At 64.7% G+C, this 17,173-nt stretch carries 15 protein-coding genes; 9 read left to right on the top strand and 6 right to left on the bottom strand.

Going from position 1 to position 17,173, the window contains the following annotated elements:
• Nucleotides 1–43 precede the first annotated feature (43 nt).
• Genes PQR67_RS03015 through PQR67_RS02995 form a run of 5 tightly spaced genes read right to left on the bottom strand, consistent with a single transcriptional unit; the run spans nucleotide 44 to nucleotide 4,083 of the window.
• Nucleotides 44–1,099 (bottom strand): beta/alpha barrel domain-containing protein, encoded by a 1,056-nt coding sequence (locus PQR67_RS03015; protein WP_408454258.1) that lies wholly within the window; start codon nucleotides 1,097–1,099, stop codon nucleotides 44–46.
• On the bottom strand, nucleotides 1,096–1,944 hold the full coding sequence (locus PQR67_RS03010; RefSeq protein ID WP_408454255.1) for an IclR family transcriptional regulator: 849 nt from the start codon (nucleotides 1,942–1,944) through the stop codon (nucleotides 1,096–1,098). The genes PQR67_RS03015 and PQR67_RS03010 overlap by 4 nt, the downstream gene beginning before the upstream one ends.
• 32 nt (nucleotides 1,945–1,976) lie before the next feature.
• Complete coding sequence (locus tag PQR67_RS03005; RefSeq protein WP_408454252.1) at nucleotides 1,977–2,909, bottom strand: DUF6282 family protein; 933 nt, start codon at nucleotides 2,907–2,909, stop codon at nucleotides 1,977–1,979.
• A gap of 11 nt (nucleotides 2,910–2,920) precedes the next feature.
• On the bottom strand, nucleotides 2,921–3,685 hold the full coding sequence (locus PQR67_RS03000; RefSeq protein WP_408454249.1) for an HpcH/HpaI aldolase family protein: 765 nt from the start codon (nucleotides 3,683–3,685) through the stop codon (nucleotides 2,921–2,923).
• A complete protein-coding gene (locus PQR67_RS02995) occupies nucleotides 3,682–4,083 on the bottom strand; it encodes an AraC family ligand binding domain-containing protein (protein ID WP_408454246.1) in 402 nt (133 codons plus the stop codon). Before PQR67_RS02995 ends, PQR67_RS03000 begins: the two co-directional genes overlap by 4 nt.
• 287 nt (nucleotides 4,084–4,370) lie before the next feature.
• Between PQR67_RS02995 and PQR67_RS02990 the strand changes: the two genes are divergently transcribed.
• The 3 genes from PQR67_RS02990 to PQR67_RS02980 all read left to right on the top strand — a co-directional run bounded on the left by PQR67_RS02990 (nucleotide 4,371) and on the right by PQR67_RS02980 (nucleotide 8,903).
• Nucleotides 4,371–5,807 carry an NAD-dependent succinate-semialdehyde dehydrogenase gene (locus tag PQR67_RS02990; protein WP_408454243.1) on the top strand — a complete coding sequence of 479 codons (1,437 nt, stop codon included), beginning with the start codon at nucleotides 4,371–4,373 and terminating at the stop codon, nucleotides 5,805–5,807.
• An 11-nt stretch (nucleotides 5,808–5,818) separates the two neighbouring features.
• Nucleotides 5,819–7,435 carry a GMC family oxidoreductase gene (locus PQR67_RS02985; protein WP_408454240.1) on the top strand — a complete coding sequence of 539 codons (1,617 nt, stop codon included), beginning with the start codon at nucleotides 5,819–5,821 and terminating at the stop codon, nucleotides 7,433–7,435.
• Nucleotides 7,436–7,553: 118 nt separating this feature from the next.
• On the top strand, nucleotides 7,554–8,903 hold the full coding sequence (locus PQR67_RS02980) for an MFS transporter (RefSeq protein WP_408454237.1): 1,350 nt from the start codon (nucleotides 7,554–7,556) through the stop codon (nucleotides 8,901–8,903).
• A gap of 57 nt (nucleotides 8,904–8,960) precedes the next feature.
• On the opposite strand, the gene PQR67_RS02975 is transcribed toward PQR67_RS02980, so the two are convergent.
• Nucleotides 8,961–9,776, bottom strand: coding sequence for an IclR family transcriptional regulator (locus PQR67_RS02975; RefSeq protein ID WP_408454234.1), 816 nt, complete (start codon nucleotides 9,774–9,776; stop codon nucleotides 8,961–8,963).
• A gap of 276 nt (nucleotides 9,777–10,052) precedes the next feature.
• Between PQR67_RS02975 and PQR67_RS02970 the strand changes: the two genes are divergently transcribed.
• The 6 genes from PQR67_RS02970 to PQR67_RS02945 all read left to right on the top strand — a co-directional run bounded on the left by PQR67_RS02970 (nucleotide 10,053) and on the right by PQR67_RS02945 (nucleotide 17,168).
• Nucleotides 10,053–11,411, top strand: a complete 1,359-nt coding sequence (locus PQR67_RS02970; RefSeq protein WP_408454231.1) for an aminotransferase — start codon at nucleotides 10,053–10,055, stop codon at nucleotides 11,409–11,411.
• Nucleotides 11,412–11,583: 172 nt separating this feature from the next.
• Complete coding sequence (locus PQR67_RS02965) at nucleotides 11,584–12,963, top strand: MFS transporter (RefSeq protein ID WP_408454228.1); 1,380 nt, start codon at nucleotides 11,584–11,586, stop codon at nucleotides 12,961–12,963.
• A 13-nt stretch (nucleotides 12,964–12,976) separates the two neighbouring features.
• Nucleotides 12,977–13,993, top strand: a complete 1,017-nt coding sequence (locus tag PQR67_RS02960) for a histone deacetylase family protein (protein ID WP_408454225.1) — start codon at nucleotides 12,977–12,979, stop codon at nucleotides 13,991–13,993.
• 112 nt (nucleotides 13,994–14,105) lie between these two features.
• Entirely contained in the window at nucleotides 14,106–15,167 is a 1,062-nt protein-coding gene (locus tag PQR67_RS02955) for an ABC transporter substrate-binding protein (RefSeq protein ID WP_408454222.1), read from the top strand.
• 22 nt (nucleotides 15,168–15,189) lie between these two features.
• A complete protein-coding gene (locus PQR67_RS02950; protein ID WP_408454219.1) occupies nucleotides 15,190–16,260 on the top strand; it encodes an ABC transporter ATP-binding protein in 1,071 nt (356 codons plus the stop codon).
• Nucleotides 16,257–17,168 carry an ABC transporter permease gene (locus PQR67_RS02945; RefSeq protein ID WP_408454216.1) on the top strand — a complete coding sequence of 304 codons (912 nt, stop codon included), beginning with the start codon at nucleotides 16,257–16,259 and terminating at the stop codon, nucleotides 17,166–17,168. Before PQR67_RS02950 ends, PQR67_RS02945 begins: the two co-directional genes overlap by 4 nt.
• Nucleotides 17,169–17,173: the final 5 nt, after the last annotated feature.

The raw sequence follows: 17,173 nt of genomic DNA, 5'->3' as shown, positions 1-17,173 counted from the left end.
CGATGACCCCTCAAATGAGGGATCAACTTGGATCAGCGGCGAATCAGTCGGTGGCGGGTGAGAATTGCGTCCAGTGTCCGGGGCGGCTCGTTTGCTGTTGATACGTTTCAACGCAATCGGCGGCAAGTCCGAGTATCTGTTCGACGCGCTGTCCACGCGCGCCGAGGTAAGCGTCGAGTTCGGCGACGGCATCGCTCAGCGCCGCGTAGCCGCGAGTGAGCACCGCCGACGTCATTTCGGTCGCTGCGGCGCCGGCTAGCAGGAAGCGCGCGACATCGAGGCCATTGCGCGCACCATTCGTCGCGATGAGCGGAAATGTCGTGCCCAGGCGGCGGCGCGCGAGCGAGATCCAGCGCGCGGTGAGCGGCAACGCCCAGCCGCCGCCGACTGCGGCGTTCGTGCCGAGCACCGGGCGCTGCGTGTCGAGGTCCGGCAGGAAGCCCATGAAGCGGCCCATCAGAATGACGGCGTCCGCGCCACCCGCCTGCGCGGCAGCCGCGATGCCCGCAACGTCTTCGCTCTGGCCCGTGAGCTTGATCCAGAGCGGCAGTGCCGTGCTCGCGCGCAGCCGCGCGACGATGCGTGTGATGCGCTCGGCGTCACGCTCCAGCCGGATCGCGCCTTGCGCGGCTTCTTCGCCGTGCGGCGCACCGATGTTCACTTCGAGCACACGCAGCCCGGCCTGTTCGATCTGTGTGGCGAAGCGCGCGCATTGTTCGAGATCGCTCAGAATCAGGCTTGGAATCACGTAGCTGTCGCTCGCGCGCGCTTCACGATCGAGCCCGGCAAGCTCGTCGATCCAGCCGTCGAAGCCGCGTTGCAGGAGGCCCGAGCGACAAAAGAGCGTGGCGTCCTGCGAATCCGCCTCATGCCATTTCACCGGATTCCAGTGCTGGTCGAGCAGCGCGTAATCGGTGCGGTCGAGCTGATCCTTCGCGGGCTGCGACTCGTTCGTCGATTTGGCGACGACCGCGCCCGCGTCGTGGCGCAGTGCGGCGCGAATGGCGTCGCCGGTCATCGTATGTTCGCCGGCACCGCAGATCACCGGGTTCTTCAGGGCGAGCGCGCCGACGCGGCTCTCCAGTCGATTGGTTGTCATGCTTTGGGTTTGCTTCCTTTCTTGCGATGCGCCGCGAGCGTGTGCTCGTACGCATCGCCATTCATGCGTGCGCTGAGCGCCGCGGCGGCGGTCTGGACGTGTTGCAGCATGGTCGGGTCCGGCGGCGACACGACCTCGCCACTTGACCCCACGATGCCGATTGTTCCCAGCACCACGTTGTTCATGCCGAAGATCGGGCAGCACAGCGCGTTGATGCCGAAGGTCACTTCGCCGTCCGCGTCGTCATAGAGGCGCGCGCGAATCAGTTTCAGGCGTGCGGCGAGCTCGGCAGGATCGGTCATTGTGTTCCGCGTAAGCGGCAGCATCTTGCGACGCATCACCCGCTGCTGGCTCGCTTCGTCGGCGAACGCGAGCACGATGCGGCCCTGCGCCGAACAATACGGCTGCACGCGATTGCCGGGTTTCACCGAGATGCATACGTTCGCTTTCGACTCGACCGTCGCGACGACAAGCGCCGTGTCGTTCGTCGCAACCGAAAGCAGGGCGGTCTGGCCCGTCGCGTCGCGAATCTGCGTGAGATACGGGTCGGCGAGCGTGCGCAAGTCGAACTGCTCGCTGGCGGCCGCGCCATAAATCACGAGCCGCGCGCCAAGCCGGTACTTCTCGCTGACCGGATCCTGCTCCACCACGCCGAGCTGGCGCAGCGAAGCAAGGTGCCGGTACACGCGCGGTTTCGGTTCCTCGACGATCTGCGCGAGCTCGGTCACGCCCATCGGCCGGCGTGCCGACGACATCTCGTCGAGCAGCCTGAATACGATGCCGACCGATTCCAGCACGACCGGACCTTCGCTCGCTTCCTGAATGCCTGCTTTCTGTGTTGCCATCGATTGATTCTCCGGTTGTGGCCCGGCGTGGCTCAGATTCCCATCAGCCGGGCGGCATTGCCTGACGTCATTTTACGGATGTCCGCCTCACTGTAGCCAATGTCGAGCGCCGTGCGTATCACGCTGCGGAAACCGTCGCCGATCGTCGGGTTGCCTTTCTGTCCGAGATCGGAGCCGAGAATCGTCAGATCCACCGTGCCCGCCTCGATCACCTGAGCGAGAAACTCAGGTTCGTAGAACTTGAACTTCGAGCCCGGCACCCACATGCACATCGAGTGCTCCATGAAGACGCCTTCGCGCGCGAGCTGACGCATGTGATCGAGTGTGGCGTCGACGACGTAGGTCGGGTGATTGACCAGCAGGCGCTTCACGCCGCGTTTGCGCGCTTCCTCGAAGAGCGGAAAGATCTCAGCGATGTTGAGGTGGCCGCCCGAGAGCACGACATCCGCCTGGGCGACCAGGTCGAGAATGGCGAGCACTTCGTCCTTGAGCTTGCCGTCGTCGTCGAGCACCGTGAGCGGAATCGGCTCCAGCATGCGCTGCGTCGTTTGCGGAAATTTCTGGTCGAACTGCTTGTCCTGATGATGATGCGCGATGTGGTTCTTCGACGAGAACGTGGGCATCCACACGAGATTCGCGCCGAGCTTCAGGCCGTGCTCGACCGCATGCACGTTCAGTCCGCCGACCGCGTTGTTGAGCGGCACGCCCGAGAGCACCTGCACGCCGGAATCGGCGAAATGCTTGTTGAGCAGATACGAAACCGGCGTGCAGGAGTAGTAGTGGTCCTTCAGCAGCACGGCCTTGAGACCGGAGGCGGACGCTTCGCGGATCGCTTCGATGTGGTCCAGATAGCGGGCCATCACGGACGGTCCGCTGTGGCAATGCAGATCGATCGCGCCCTGCATGAGCCGGTCGATTTGTGCGTCCTGTTCGGCCGTGTCGAGTTCAAGCGTGGTGTCGTTCATGGGAATTCCTTTCAGAGTGCGGCGCGCACGCCCTGTGCGGCCTGACGCCAGCCGGCGCGCATCATGGACTGATCCGAGCCGATGACAAAAAACGAGGCGCCCGCGGCGCGCCATTCGGGCACGCTCGCGACATCGCCGAGAAAGAGACCGCCGGCTTTGCCGGCGCCGCCGGCCGCGTTAAGTGCGGCGCGCGTGGCGTTGGCTACGGCCGGATCGTCGAGATCGAACGTGCGCAGCGAGACGGAGAGGTCGGCGCGCCCGACGAACAGGCAATCGACGCCGTCCACGGCTGCGATGGCGTCGAGGTGCGCGAGCGCTTCTTCGTCCTCGATCTGGCAGATCACACTGACGGTGTCGTCTTGCCGCGCGATGTGCTCGCGCATCGGCACGGCGCCGTAGCCGCCCGCACGCGCCGAGTTCGAGAAGCCGCGCACGCCGCGCGTATAACGCGTGCAGGCGACGATGTCCGCGGCTTGCGCGGCGCTTTTCACGTGCGGCACGAGAACGCCTTCTGCGCCCATGTCGAGCACTTGCAGCAGCGTGGCGGCGCGCGTGTCCGGCACCCGCACGAGACCCGCCACGCCCGCGGCGCGGCATGCCATCAGGCAGGCGTCGAGCTCGGCGGCGCTGAACGCAGCGTGCTCCGCATCGATCACGACCGCGTCGAGACCCGCCGCGCCCGCCACCTCCACGGGCTGATAGTGGCCCGTCTTGATGAACGAACTGACGAGCGGCGAACCTGCGAGCAGGCGGCTGCGGAACGTTTCAGCGCTCACACCGATTCCCCTGTCTGCGCGGGTGACCGGACGAACTCGCCGGCCTGGTATTCGACCAGATGACGATAGTCCTCGCGTAGCGGCGCGAACACGTCGAGATTCAGCACGATTTCGTCGCCGATCGGCTCCGCGTAGTGCATGACGTGCGGCGGGATGCGGATCATCGTGCCGGGGCCGCCTTCGATCACATCGTCGGCGAGATGAAAGCGCACGTGGCCCTGCACGATCAGCACGAGTTGCTCGAATGTATGGCTGTGCGGGAACACCTGCATGCCCGGCGTCAGCCAGTTCATCACGCACATGACGTCGCCGCCGCGGAAGCCGACGCGTTCCACGCCCTTGCGCACGACTTCGCGCGGCAGGTCGTTCCAGTTGTGAAGCAGATCCTGGTAGTTCATTGGAGCTTGTCTCCTGCAAGTGGGGGCAGCGCACAGCACGGTTTTCTGTGTCTACGCTGTTTCGATTAAAAGAACATGTTTTCGATGAAAAGAATCGTAGAGCGTATTCAAGGCGACGGTCAAGCGCTAGCGCTCACAAAAGACGTCGGGATTTTCACCTGGTGGCAAGTGCTTGACATGGCTCGAATTACGCGTCTAGGATGTGTCGTTGAAAAGAACGAAGTTTCGTTCAAAAAAACAAATGATTCACGAAAGGCGGTCGGAAGACCCCGCAACCAGGACGCAAGATGATTTTGAATACTCCTTTGCTGATCGACGGCGCGTGGCGCGCCGGCACCCATGCGCAGCGTGCAACGGTGCGAGACCCCGCGACCGGCGCGGCGCTAGGCGAATTCACGCTCGCAAGTGAGCAGGACATGGCGCTCGCGCTCGAAGCGGCGCAGCGCGGCTTCGAGATCTGGCGCAAGACCTCGGCGTATGAGCGCGCGAAAGTGCTGGGCCGGGCCGCCGATCTGCTGCGCGAGCGCGCTGAGACGATCGCGCAACTGATCACGAAGGAGCAGGGCAAGCCGCTTGCGGAGGCGCGGGTGGAGGCGGGCGGCGCGGGCGATCACGTCGACTGGTATGCCGAAGAAGGGCGGCGCGCTTACGGCCGGGTGATCCCGCCGCGCCAGCGCGGCGCGCGTCAAATGGTTCTGCGCGAACCGGTCGGGCCGGTCGCGGCGTTCAGTCCATGGAACTTTCCGGTCTCGCAACTGGTGCGCAAGATCGCGGGCGCACTCGCGGCCGGTTGTTCGATTATCGCGAAGGGACCGGAGGAAACGCCGTCGTCATGCATCGAAATGTGCCGGGCGTTTCATGACGCAGGTGTGCCCGGCGGCGTGCTGAACCTGCTGTTCGGCGTGCCCGCCGAGGTTTCGTCGTTCCTGATCCGCTCGGAGGTGATCCGCAAGGTGTCGTTCACGGGTTCGGTGCCGGTGGGCCGCTCACTCGGTGCGCTGGCCGCGCAGCATCTGAAGCGCTGCACGCTCGAACTCGGCGGCCATGCGCCGTTTATCGTTTGTGACGACGCAGACATCGCGGCGGCCGCCGCGCTTGGCGCGGGCCTGAAGTTTCGCAATGCGGGCCAGGTGTGCGCCTCGCCGACACGTTTCTTCGTGCAGTCCGGCGTCCATGACGCGTTCGTCAGCGCGTTCTCCGAGCAGGCCGCGCGGCTCGTGGTCGGCGCGGGGGCGGCGGCTGAGACGCAAATGGGCCCGCTTGCGCACGCACGCCGCGTCGACGCAATGGCCGCATTTGTTGCCGACGCGCGCGAATGCGGGGCGACGGTGCGCGTGGGCGGCGGGCGTGTCGCGGGCACAGACGGCTTCTTCTTCCAGCCGACCGTCCTCGTCGACGTGCCCGACCATGCGCGCGTGATGCGTGACGAACCGTTCGGCCCGATCGCGACGGTGCTGCGCTTCGACACGCTCGACGAAGTCATCGCGCGCGCCAACGCGTTACCGTATGGGCTGGCCGCGTTTGCGTTCACGCGCTCGATCGCGACGGCCACGCGCCTCGCCGATGATCTCGAATGCGGCATGGTCTCGATCAACCACTTCGGCCTCGCCGCGCCTGAAACACCGTTCGGCGGCTGGAAGGACAGCGGCTACGGCAGCGAGGGCGGCAGCGAAGGGCTCGATGCCTACCTGCAACCGAAGTTCGTCAGCCAGATCGGCATCTGATGAGCACGGCAATGGAGACGTTCGACTATATCGTGGCGGGTGGCGGTTCCGGCGGCTGCACGGTCGCAAGCCGTCTCGTCGAGGCGGGCTGCAGCGTTCTGCTGCTCGAAGCCGGTCCGCGCGACAACCATCCGTTCATCCACATTCCGGGCACCTTCATTCGCGTGCATGGCACGCGCCGCACGTGGATGTACCGTACCGACGCGCAGGCCCACGTCAACGGCCGCGAGGTCTTCATCCCGCAAGGGCGCACGCTCGGCGGCGGCAGTTCGGTGAACGCGATGATTTACATTCGCGGCCAGCAGCAGGACTACGACGATTGGGCCGCGGCGGGCGCGAAGGGGTGGGGTTGGGACGACGTGTTGCCGGTATTCCGCCGCGCGGAGGGCAACCGGCGTTTGGGCGCGCCTCTGCATGGCACCGACGGGCCGCTGAAAGTGAGCGACGGGACGCATCGCCATCCGCTGAGCGTCGCGTTCGTGAACGCGGCGATGGAAGCGGGCGTGCCGTACACGGAGGATTTCAACGGCGCGGCCCAGCAGGGTGTCGGCTACTACCAGACCACGACCGACGCAGGGCGCCGTTGCAGTACCGCCGTGGCCTATCTCGGCCGCGTGCGCGGGCGGCACAACCTCAGCGTGCGCTCCGGCATGGAGGTCGAGCGGCTCGTCTTCGAAGGGCGCCGCGCAGTGGGCGTGGTCGCGCGCGCCGACGACGGCAGCCGCCATGAATTCCGCTGCCGCGAAGAGATAGTGCTGAGCGCGGGCGCGCTCGCCACGCCGAAGATCCTGATGCATTCCGGCGTTGGCGATGGCGTGCATCTGCGCGATCTCGGACTTGGCGTGCGGCACGATCTGCCCGGCGTCGGGCGCAACTTTCAGGACCATCTCGCGGCGTCGGTCTATGCGCGCACGCGCGAGCCGATGAGCCTGCTCGGCCATGATCGCGGCATGAAGGCGCTGCGGCACGGGCTGCAGTATGTCGCCGCGCGGCGCGGCTTGCTCACGTCGAACGTGATCGAGAGCGGCGCTTTCGTCGATGCAACCGGCTGCGGGCGTCCCGACGTGCAGTTCCACGTCGTGCCCACGCTGGTTGGCGACGTCGACCGCGCGCCGCCCGAAGGCCACGGTCTTTCGCTGAACCCGTGCGCGCTGCGCCCGAAGTCGCGCGGCACGCTGCGCCTGCGCAGCGCCGATCCGCACGACGGCTTTGCGCTCGACGCCGGTTTCCTCTCCGACGACGAAGATCTGCGCGTGCTGGTGGCGGGCGTGCGTTTCGCCCGGCGTATCATGCGTGCGCCTTCGCTGGCACGGCATCTCGACGGCATGCTGATGCTGCCCAATCTCGACGATGACGCGATTCCGCAGCAGGTCTACGAGGACTACGTGCGCTCGGTGGCAAAAACGGTGTTTCATCCGGTCGGCACTTGCCGGATGGGAACCGATCGGCTTGCCGTTGTTTCACCCGACCTGCGGGTGCGCGGACTGGAAGGACTGCGTATCGCCGACGCCTCGGTCATGCCGCTGATTGTGAGCGGCAATACCAATGCGCCGACCATCATGATCGGCGAACGCTGCGCCGACTTCATGCTCGCGCAGCGGCAGGGCGGCGCACGGCGCGCGGCCTGATACAGAACGCAAGACGCAGGACGCAGGATGGACGTGGTCACAGAGCCGCGCTGTCCGCGACAATGAGCACCATTCACTGCGCAATACAACAGACACACTACGCAGTCCAGGAGACACCATGAATCTGCTTTCCCGCTCGACGTTCGAGTCCACGCGCGATTGGGCGCTCTATAACCGGATCGCCCGCCGCATCCTGCCGTTCCTGTTTGTCCTGTACATCATTTCGTTTCTCGATCGCGTCAACGTCGGTTTCGCCAAGCTGCAGATGGCCGCGGACATTGGTTTGAGCGACACCGCCTTCGGTTTCGGCGCGGGGGTGTTCTTCATCGGCTACTGTCTGTGCGAGATTCCAAGCAACCTGATGCTGCAACGACTGGGGGCGAAATTCTGGATCGCGCGCATCATGGTTCTATGGGGAATCGTTTCGTCATGCATGCTATTCGTGCATTCACCGAATTCGTTCTACGTGCTGCGCTTCCTGCTCGGCATCACCGAAGCGGGGTTCTATCCAGGCATCGTGCTGTATCTCACGTACTGGTTTCCGGCTTACGCGCGCTCGCAGGCGATGGCGTATTTCAATCTGGGCATCGCACTCGCCGGCGTGCTCGGTAGTCCGCTGTCGGGCTGGATCATGCAGACCTTCGCGGGCGTGTGGGGACTCGCGGGCTGGCAGTGGCTGTTCCTGCTCGAAGGCTCGCCTGCGATTCTGTTCGGCATCGTCACCTACTTCTATCTCGACAACGGTCCCGGCAAGGTTCACTGGCTCAGCGCCGAGGACAATGCACGCGTGAGCGCGCAACTGATGGCCGAGCGCGCTTCAGCCGAACGCGACGGCGCGCGCCACGATTTTCGCGCGGCATTCTCGAACGTCGGCATCTGGTGTCTGATCGTCACGAATTTCACGCTGCTGTGCGGCACGTACGGCGTGTCGTTCTGGATGCCGCAGATCGTGAAGAACCTCGGTATCCGCAGCCTCATCACAACAGGTTTTCTGGCCGCCGTGCCGTTCGCCGTGGCCGCTGTCGTGATGATCATCGTGAGCAAACACTCGGACCGCACGAAGGAACGCCGCTGGCACGGTACGATCGCCACGTTGCTGTCGGCGGCCGGTCTCGCGTTCAGCGCCTTTTTTCACTCACAGCCCTGGCTTTCGTTGATCGGCCTGAGTGTGGCGATGGCAGGCGGGCTCTCGGCGTTCTGCGTGCTGTGGGCACTACCCGGGATTCTGCTGACCGGCCAGGCTGTCGCGGCGGGGATCGCCCTGATGGCGATGATCGGCAATCTGGGTGGCTATGCGAGCCCGTTTCTGATCGGCTGGTTGCGCGACCGCACCGGGCACCTCGAAAGCGGACTCTATGCGTTGGCGGTGGCGACGCTCGTCGGCGCGATCACGATGGCATGCGTGCCGCAATTGCGGCAACGGCGGCGCGCGCCGGGGAACACGAGGCTCGGCGATACGCCGGTTTGAGTTGACGCCGCGCGCGGTACTGGACACGTTACGGGCGCAGAGGCGCCCGTAACGCATTCAGGCTTTGGCGGGCCGGCCGCCTTGGGACTGTTGCAGATCGCTGCCCTTGTAACCGAGGTTCCACGAAATGCGCAGCGCCGTGCGCACCAGCGGATCGACGATGGCGGCCGACGGCGCTTTCGGGATGTACTGGATGCTGCCCACGAGGGCCAGCGTGCCGACCGCGCACGCCGTGCTGTCGAGGATCGGCGCCGCGACCGCGCTGATGCCGAGCGTTTCCACTTCGAATGCGACCGCGTAGCCCCGCTCGCGTGTCTTGCGCACAATGGCGTCGAGCTCGGTCTGCGCCGTGACGGTGTGCGGTGTGAACGCCTTCAACTCCTGCTTCTTCAATTGCGCGCGCAACTCCGCATGACCGAACGCGAGCGCGACATAGCCCTGCGCGTTGGCGTGCAGCGCGAGGCTCGTGCCGGGCCGCACGCCGATCTCGAGCGCCGCCTTGCCGACCACGGTGGCGAGTACGGTCAGCTCGCGCGCGCTCAGCCCGGACAGCACGACCGACATCCCCAGCTCTTCGCGCAGATCGCGCATGGAGGCTTCCGACGCGCCCAGCAGATCGATGCGCGACGCCGCCGAACGGCTCAGCAGATACGCCTTCACGCCCGGGCGATAGCGCGACGTCACCGGATTCTGTGCCAGATAGCCCAGCTCCAGCAGCGTCTGCAGATGACGAAAGACCGTGGCCTTGGTCGTTTTTAGCTGCACCGCCAGCTCGCTCACCCCGATCTCGTCGGGGGCGCCGACGACGCCTTCCAGAATGTCGAACGTCATTTGCACCGACTTGACGCCGCTCTTCGTTTTTTCCTCGTCCATCTTCCGATCATCCCCTCGCGCGGCGCCGCTGCGTGCGCGCCAATGCCTGTTTCGTGAAGGCTGCCGCTCAGCGTTGAGCGGCCACCATTTTGCAATGCACATATATCACATCGGCCCCACCGGCGAGCAGAGCGGCCGACATCCCAAAGGTGTTCATGCTGCGTGACGCCGGTCCATAAGCAGAAACATTTTTGTACCGCTATTAGAAACATGGTAACGTACAACGAAACGATAGGTGATCAAACCAATCGCTTATTTTCTTGCACGGAGACTTCGATGAATACACTGAACCAGCTTGATATCGACCATCACCTGCATCCGCAGACCAACTTGCGTCAGCATGAAGAAATAGGACCCCTGATCATTGAATCGGGTGATGGCCCCTATGTCGTCGATACTGAGGGCAACCGCTATTTCGAAGGGATGTCGGGGCTCTGGTGCGCTTCACTCGGTTTCAGCGAAAAGCGTCTGGCCGACGCGGCGCACCGCCAGATGCTGAAGCTGCCGTATCAGCAGACCTTTGCGCACCGCAGCAGCCGGCCCGTCATCGAACTCGCCGCGCGCCTGCTCGAACGCGCGCCCGTGCCCATGTCGAAGGTGATGTTCCAGAGTTCGGGCTCCGAAGCTATCGACACGGCCATCAAGCTCGTCTGGTATTACCACGCCGCGGCGGGACGGCCCGGCAAGCGCAAGATCATCGGGCGGCGGCGTGGCTATCACGGCACGACGATTGCCGCGGCAAGCCTCACGGGCCTACCGAACATGCAGACGGGGTGGGGCCTGCCTCTGCCGGAAATGTTGCACGTGACCTGCCCGCATTTCTATCGCGAAGGCCGCGAAGGTGAAACGGAGCAGGCGTTCAGCGCGCGACTCGTTGCCGAACTCGAACAACTGATCCTCGCGGAAGGCGCGCAGAACATCGGCGCGTTCTTTGCCGAACCGGTGATGGGCACGGGCGGCGTGGTCGTGCCGCCGCAGGGCTACTTCGAGGCGGTCCAGGCGGTGCTGCGCAAGCACGACATTCTATTTGTCGTCGACGAGGTGATTTGCGGCTTCGGGCGCACCGGTCACTATTGGGGATCGCAGGCGTTCGGCATCGTGCCCGACATGCTGGCGTGCGCGAAGGGGCTTTCGTCGGCGTATCAGCCGATTTCGGCGCTGATGCTTAACGACACGCTCTATCAGGCGATCGCGAGCCAGACGAACGCGCTCGGTGGCTTTGGCCACGGCTTCACCTATGGCGGTCATCCGGTGGCGGCCGCGGTCGCGCTCGAAACGCTCGATCTGTATGACGAATATCGGATTCTGGAGCGTGTGGCGACCACGGGGGCGTTGCTGCAAGCCGGTCTGCGTCGACTGGCTGAACATCCTCTGGTGGGCGAGGCGCGCGGCATCGGCCTCATGGGCGCGCTCGAACTCGTTGCCGATAAGGGTACGCGCGCGCCATTCGAGCCGCAATTGCAGGTGCCCAAGCGCGTAACCGACGCGTTGCAACGGCGCGGTTTCCTGCTGCGCGCACTCGGCGCCTCGGTGCTGTTCGCGCCGCCGCTGATCAGCACCGAGGCACAGATCGAAGCGCTGCTGGTGGCATTGCGGGAATGTCTCGACGAAGCGACGCCCGGGCGCGGCGATTGATCCCTGCGGCAAGACCCCATTGACACGGGTTTTTTGTCATCGGACGATGGATCGCATAAAGAAACATCGTTCCGTATAGAGAAACAAAGATTGGGCGGTTGAAGCGATGCCTCCGGCGCCGCGCGCCCATACCAGTTCGCGCGTGAGCGCCCCCACCATCAAGGGTAGTCGCATGAAACTTTTGAGCCGCGCTGGTGCCGGACGCGACCGGGACGATGCGCTGTACAACCGGATTGCGTCGAAGCTGCTTCCGTACCTCGTTCTGCTCCTCGTCGTGTCGTTCGTCGACCGGGTCAACGTCGGCTTCGCCAAGCTGGAGATGGCGGGCGACATCGGTCTGAGTGACCTCGCTTATGGCACGGGCGCGGGTCTGTTCTTCCTCGGCTACTGTGCCTTCGAGATTCCCGCGAACCTCATTCTTCAGCGTGTGGGCGCGCGATTGTGGCTTGGCACAATCATGCTCGTTTGGGGCGTAATCTCGGCAGGCATGGCGTTCGTCGCCAACTCACACCAGTTCTATGCGATGCGCGTGCTGCTCGGCGTCGCCGAAGCGGGCTGCTATCCCGGCGTCATGCTTTATATGACGTACTGGTTCCCCGCGCGCTTGCGCTCGCAGGTGTGCGCCATCTTCTTCCTCGGGTTGACCTTCGGCGGCATGTTGGGTGGTCCGCTCTCCGGCTGGATTCTGCAAACGGTACCGCAATGGGGCGGCCTGCGCGGCTGGCAGTGGCTCTTCATCATGGAGGCGTTGCCCGCCATCGCACTCGCGCTCTTCACGTTTGCGTGGCTGCCTGACGACCCGCTCGATGCGAAGTGGCTCACCGCCGGCGAGCGGCGTTACGTGCATACGTCAGCACGCGGTGGCGACGGTGTGCAGGCAGCTGGAGCGCGACCGCGCGGCGTTAGGGATGCGCTGTGCAGTCCAACAGTCTGGCTGATGGCGGCGGCGAATTTCGCGCTGCTCGGCGGGGCGTACGGCGTGAGTTTCTGGTTGCCGCAGATTATCCGCAGCGCGGGAGTCGCGAATCTGCTGCAGGTCGGCTTGCTATCCGCTCTGCCGTACGTGTTCTCGGGTGTTTGCATGGTGCTCGTGGCACGTCATTCGGATCGTTCGCAGGAGCGCCGTTGGCATTCGATCCTGCCTATGCTGCTGTCGGTCGCCGGCTTCTGGCTGGCGGGGGCGACTTCCGGTCACCTGGCCTGGGGGCTGGCCGGTCTGATCCTCGCGGTGGTGGGTGCGCAGGCCTCGTCAGGCGTGCTGTGGTCGGTGCCCGCGACGCTGTTCTCGGGTTCCGCGGCCGGCACCGCGCTTGCGATGGTGACAATTGGCGGCAACCTGGGCGGCTATGCGATTCCCTACATGATTGGCTATACGCGCACACTCGCGGGTGGTTTCGCACCGGGCTTCTACGTACTGTGCGCCGTGCAGGTTCTCGGCATCGCGGCGCTGCTGCTGATCCCGTCGAGCCGGTTCAGGATGAGCGACGCGTCGCGAGATGCGCATGCCGCATTGCAGGACATGGATGCCGCATCCGGTCGCAACATCGCGTAAGGATGAACAGACGATGAAGGTCTTCTATTGCGAAAGCCAGCGTGAACACGATCCTGGAACGTTCGTCGTGCATGGCCGTGCGACGGTCTATACCGAGCAACCCGCGCGTGCCGACGTGCTGCTCGCGGCCGCGCTCGGCGCTGGCGGCGTGGCTCATGTTCCCGGCGATTTCGGGTTGAGTTCGGTTGAACCCGTGCACTCGCCGCGCTATCTCGACTTCCTACGCAACGGACTCGATGCGTGGCGGCGTGCCACCGGTGCGACGGGGCCGATGGTGCCGAGCTTCCATCCGTTCGGCGAGGCGAAGGTGTATCCCGATTCGATCGTCGGGCGTTGCGGGTTTCATGTCGCGGACACCACGTCGCCCATCTCGGACGGCAGTTGGCGCGCAATCCTGCGCAGCGCGCACGCGGCACATCACGCGGCGCTCGCGGTGCGCGACGGTGATGCCGTGGCCTACGCGCTGTGCCGGCCACCCGGTCATCACGCGGAGCGCGAACGTGCCGGTGGATTCTGCTACGTGAACAACGTGGCGGTGACCGTCGAGCAGTTGCGCACGCGCTTTCGGCGCATCGCGGTCGTGGATATCGACGTGCATCACGGCAACGGTCAGCAGAGCATCTATTACGCCGACCCCGATGTGCTGACGGTCTCGCTGCACGTCGATCCTGCCGTGGCGTATCCGTTTTTCAGCGGCGGCGAGTCCGAGCGCGGCACCGGGGCGGCGCTCGGATGCAGCCGCAATTACCCGATGCCGAAAGGCACGAGCGACGACCTCTACCTCGCGGCGCTCCACGCAGCCTGCGCGGAAATCGCCGGTTTCGCGCCCGACGCGCTCGTCGTGGCGCTTGGCCTCGACGCGTCGAAGCATGATCCGTTTGCGTACTTCCAGATCACCGAAAGCGGTTTTGCCCACATCGGCGCGCGACTCGCGAGTCTGCATCTGCCGACGGTGCTCGTGCAGGAGGGCGGCTACCTCGCGCCCGACCTGGGCGAGAACCTGCGCGGTTTTCTTCGCGCCTGGTTCTAGCCTCACGATCCGGCACGAGCTCGCGGTGCAACGCGCCGCGCGTGCTGAACCGTTCGGTGGATTTATCTGATTATTATGTAATCCAAAATAAATTGAACGTAAGGAGTCGCAGATGCAGAAGAAAATGAAGTGGTCGGCCGCCGTGGCGGCATCCGCGTTGACGCTGGCCGCTGCGGCCGTCACGATCACCCCGGCGCTGGCGGGCGAGACGGTGACGTTCGCGGGGTACGGCGGCGCGTATCAGAAGGGGATCGTCGAAGCGCTTGCGCAGCCCGCAGCGGCTCGGCTCGGTTTGTCGCTTGTGCAAAACACCACGCCGGGACTCACGGCGGTGCGCGTGCAGGTGCAGTCCGGCAGTCCCGCATGGGACATCGTCAATCTCGGCTCAGACGAATGCGCGGCAGGTAGTACGCAAAATCTCTTTGAACCACTCGATTACCGGCAGATCAAGATCGACGGCATCGCGCAGAACGCGCGGTCGAAGGACTGGATCGCAAGCAACTATTACAGTGTCGTGCTCGCGTATCGCAAAGACAAGTTTCCGAACAATCCGCCGCGCACGTGGCAAGACTTCTGGAACGTCAGCAAGTTTCCAGGCCGCCGTGCGATGTCCGACGCGCCGATCGAGTCGCTCGAAATCGCGCTGCTCGCCGACGGGGTGCAACCTGACAAGCTCTATCCGCTCGACGTGGACCGCGCCGTCCGGTCGATTCAGAAACTCAAGCCTGCCGTGAGCGTCTGGTGGTCGAGCGGCGCGCAATCGGCTCAACTGATCGAGAGCGGCGAAGTCGACATGGAGATGATCTGGGGCAGCCGTCTTACGCCCGTATTGCACGACAAGGCGCCAGTCGCGTATTCGAACGCTGAGACGATCCTCGGCATGGGCTGTCTCGCGATTCCGAAGGGTGCGCCGCACGCGGCTGCCGCGCAAAAGATGATTGCGCTGATGACGTCTCCCGAGTTTCAGGCAAACATCCCCCACGCGCTCGAAGGCTACGGTCCGACCAACGCGCGTGCGTTCGACGTGAAGCAGTTTTCGCCGCAGGAGCTCGCCGAACTCAACTCCAGTCCGCAAAACCTCAAGAACGCTGTGAAGATCGACGGCCCTTGGTGGGGCGCCGGCGACAACCAGAAAACAGCGACGGCGCGCTACAAGGCCGCGATTTCCCGTTGAAGCGACCACACAGGGGCAGACAATGAAGGCGACAGTTTCGATCAGGAACGTCAGCAAATCGTATGGAGCGACAACGGTGCTGGACAACGTTTCGCTCGACATCGGCGCGGGCGAATTCCTCACGCTGCTCGGTCCGTCCGGCAGTGGCAAGACGACCTTGCTGATGGTGCTGGCCGGATTCACGCGAGCGAGCTCGGGCTCGATCAAGGTGGCCGGCACCGAATTACTGACGATGCCGCCGCACCGGCGCGACATCGGCATGGTGTTTCAGAACTACGCGCTCTTTCCCCATATGAACGTGGCCGAGAACATCGGCTATCCGCTAAGGCTGCGTGGTGTCGATGGGGCGACGCGGCGGCGGCGCGTCGAGGCAATGCTCGACGTGATGCAGCTCGCGGGATTTGGCGAACGCGGCATCGGCGCGCTTTCCGGCGGTCAGCGGCAGCGCATTGCACTTGCGCGCGCGCTCATTTTCGAGCCGCGCATTCTGCTGCTCGACGAGCCGCTCTCGGCGCTCGACAAGCAGTTGCGCGACCGCATGCAGATCGAGATCCGGCGGCTGCACGAGCGCTTCGGCACCACGACGATCAATGTCACGCACGATCAGCAGGAAGCGCTGACGATGTCCGATCGCATCGCCATCGTCAACGGCGGCGCGCTCGTGCAGGTCGGCTCGCCTGAGGAGATCTACCGGCAGCCGCGCAATCGCTTCGTCGCGCAGTTTATGGGCGAGACCTGCATGGTGCCGCTGCGCCGCGACGCGAACGCGGCCTGGTTCGGCGACACGCGCGTCGCGGCGGCGCCCACTCGGACGAGCGAGGCGGCTGGTCTGTGGATGGCGCTGCGCCCGGAATCGCTGCGTATCGTCGAGACGGCGGACGCCGACAGCCTGTGCTTCGACGCTGTGGTGAAGGACCAGGTCTACCGCGGCGACGCGCAGATTGTCTATGCGGACCTCGCCGAAGGCCACGAAGTGAAAGTCCTGATGCCGCCAGGCGCTTCGCTTGCGGAGCGACGGCGGCTCGCACCGGGCGATCGCGTCAAGGTCGGACTGCCGCGCGAGGCACTCGTGCTGGTCGGGGAGGATGCATGAATCTCACCTCGAACGAAACCGCTCTCGTTGGCCCGCAGCCGCTCGAGAACGAAGTCGCGTTACGGCGCCTCGAAATCGCCGGGCGTTTGCGCATGGTCCTGTTGGGCATGCCGGGGCTCGCTGTCGTCGGCGTGCTGTTGGTGATTCCTTTCGCGTGGCTGGTCGAAAAGTCGCTGCAGAACGGCGCGGGACAATGGTCACTGGCCAATTATGCGGTTCTCCTCGACCCGGTGTATCTGCACTCGATCGTGACGACGCTCGAAGTCTCGCTCGCGGTCACGCTCGGGGCGACGCTGATCGGCTATCCGGTTGCGTATCTGATTTCGCAGTTGCCGCGCCGCATCGCGGGCGTGCTGCTCGTGGCGGTGGTGCTGCCGTACTGGACCTCGACGCTCGTGCGCACTTACTCGTGGCTCGTGCTCCTGCAGCGCAACGGTGTGGTGAACGACCTGCTGGTTGGCAACGGCCTGATCGCATCGCCCCTGCATCTGGTGAACAACTTTACGGGCGTCGTGATCGGCATGGTCCATGTCATGACGCCTGTGCTGATCATGCCGCTCTACAGCGTCATGCGCGCGATCGACCCGAGCCTCGTGAAAGCGGCCGCGAACTGCGGCGCATCGCCTCGCATCGCGTTCTGGCAGGTGTTCTTTCCGCAGACGCTGACGGGGCTCGCGGCGGGCATCGTCATGGTGTTCGTGATTTCGCTCGGTTATTACGTGACGCCGGCCTTGCTTGGCGGTGGCAACGTCAACGTGATGGCGATGCAGATCCAGACCACGCTCGCCACCGAGGGTGACTGGGGGCTCGTGAGCGCGCTCGGCGTCGTGCTCGTGTTGATCGCGCTGTTTGCGTCGTGGCTGGTGCAGCGCATCTGCCGCGCGGTTGCGCCGCGGGAGGGTTGCTGAGATGC

Source organism: Paraburkholderia fungorum (assembly GCF_046026025.1).
Taxonomy (GTDB): Bacteria; Pseudomonadota; Gammaproteobacteria; order Burkholderiales; family Burkholderiaceae; genus Paraburkholderia; species Paraburkholderia fungorum_E.
This window is presented reverse-complemented; position numbering and strand designations above follow the sequence as displayed.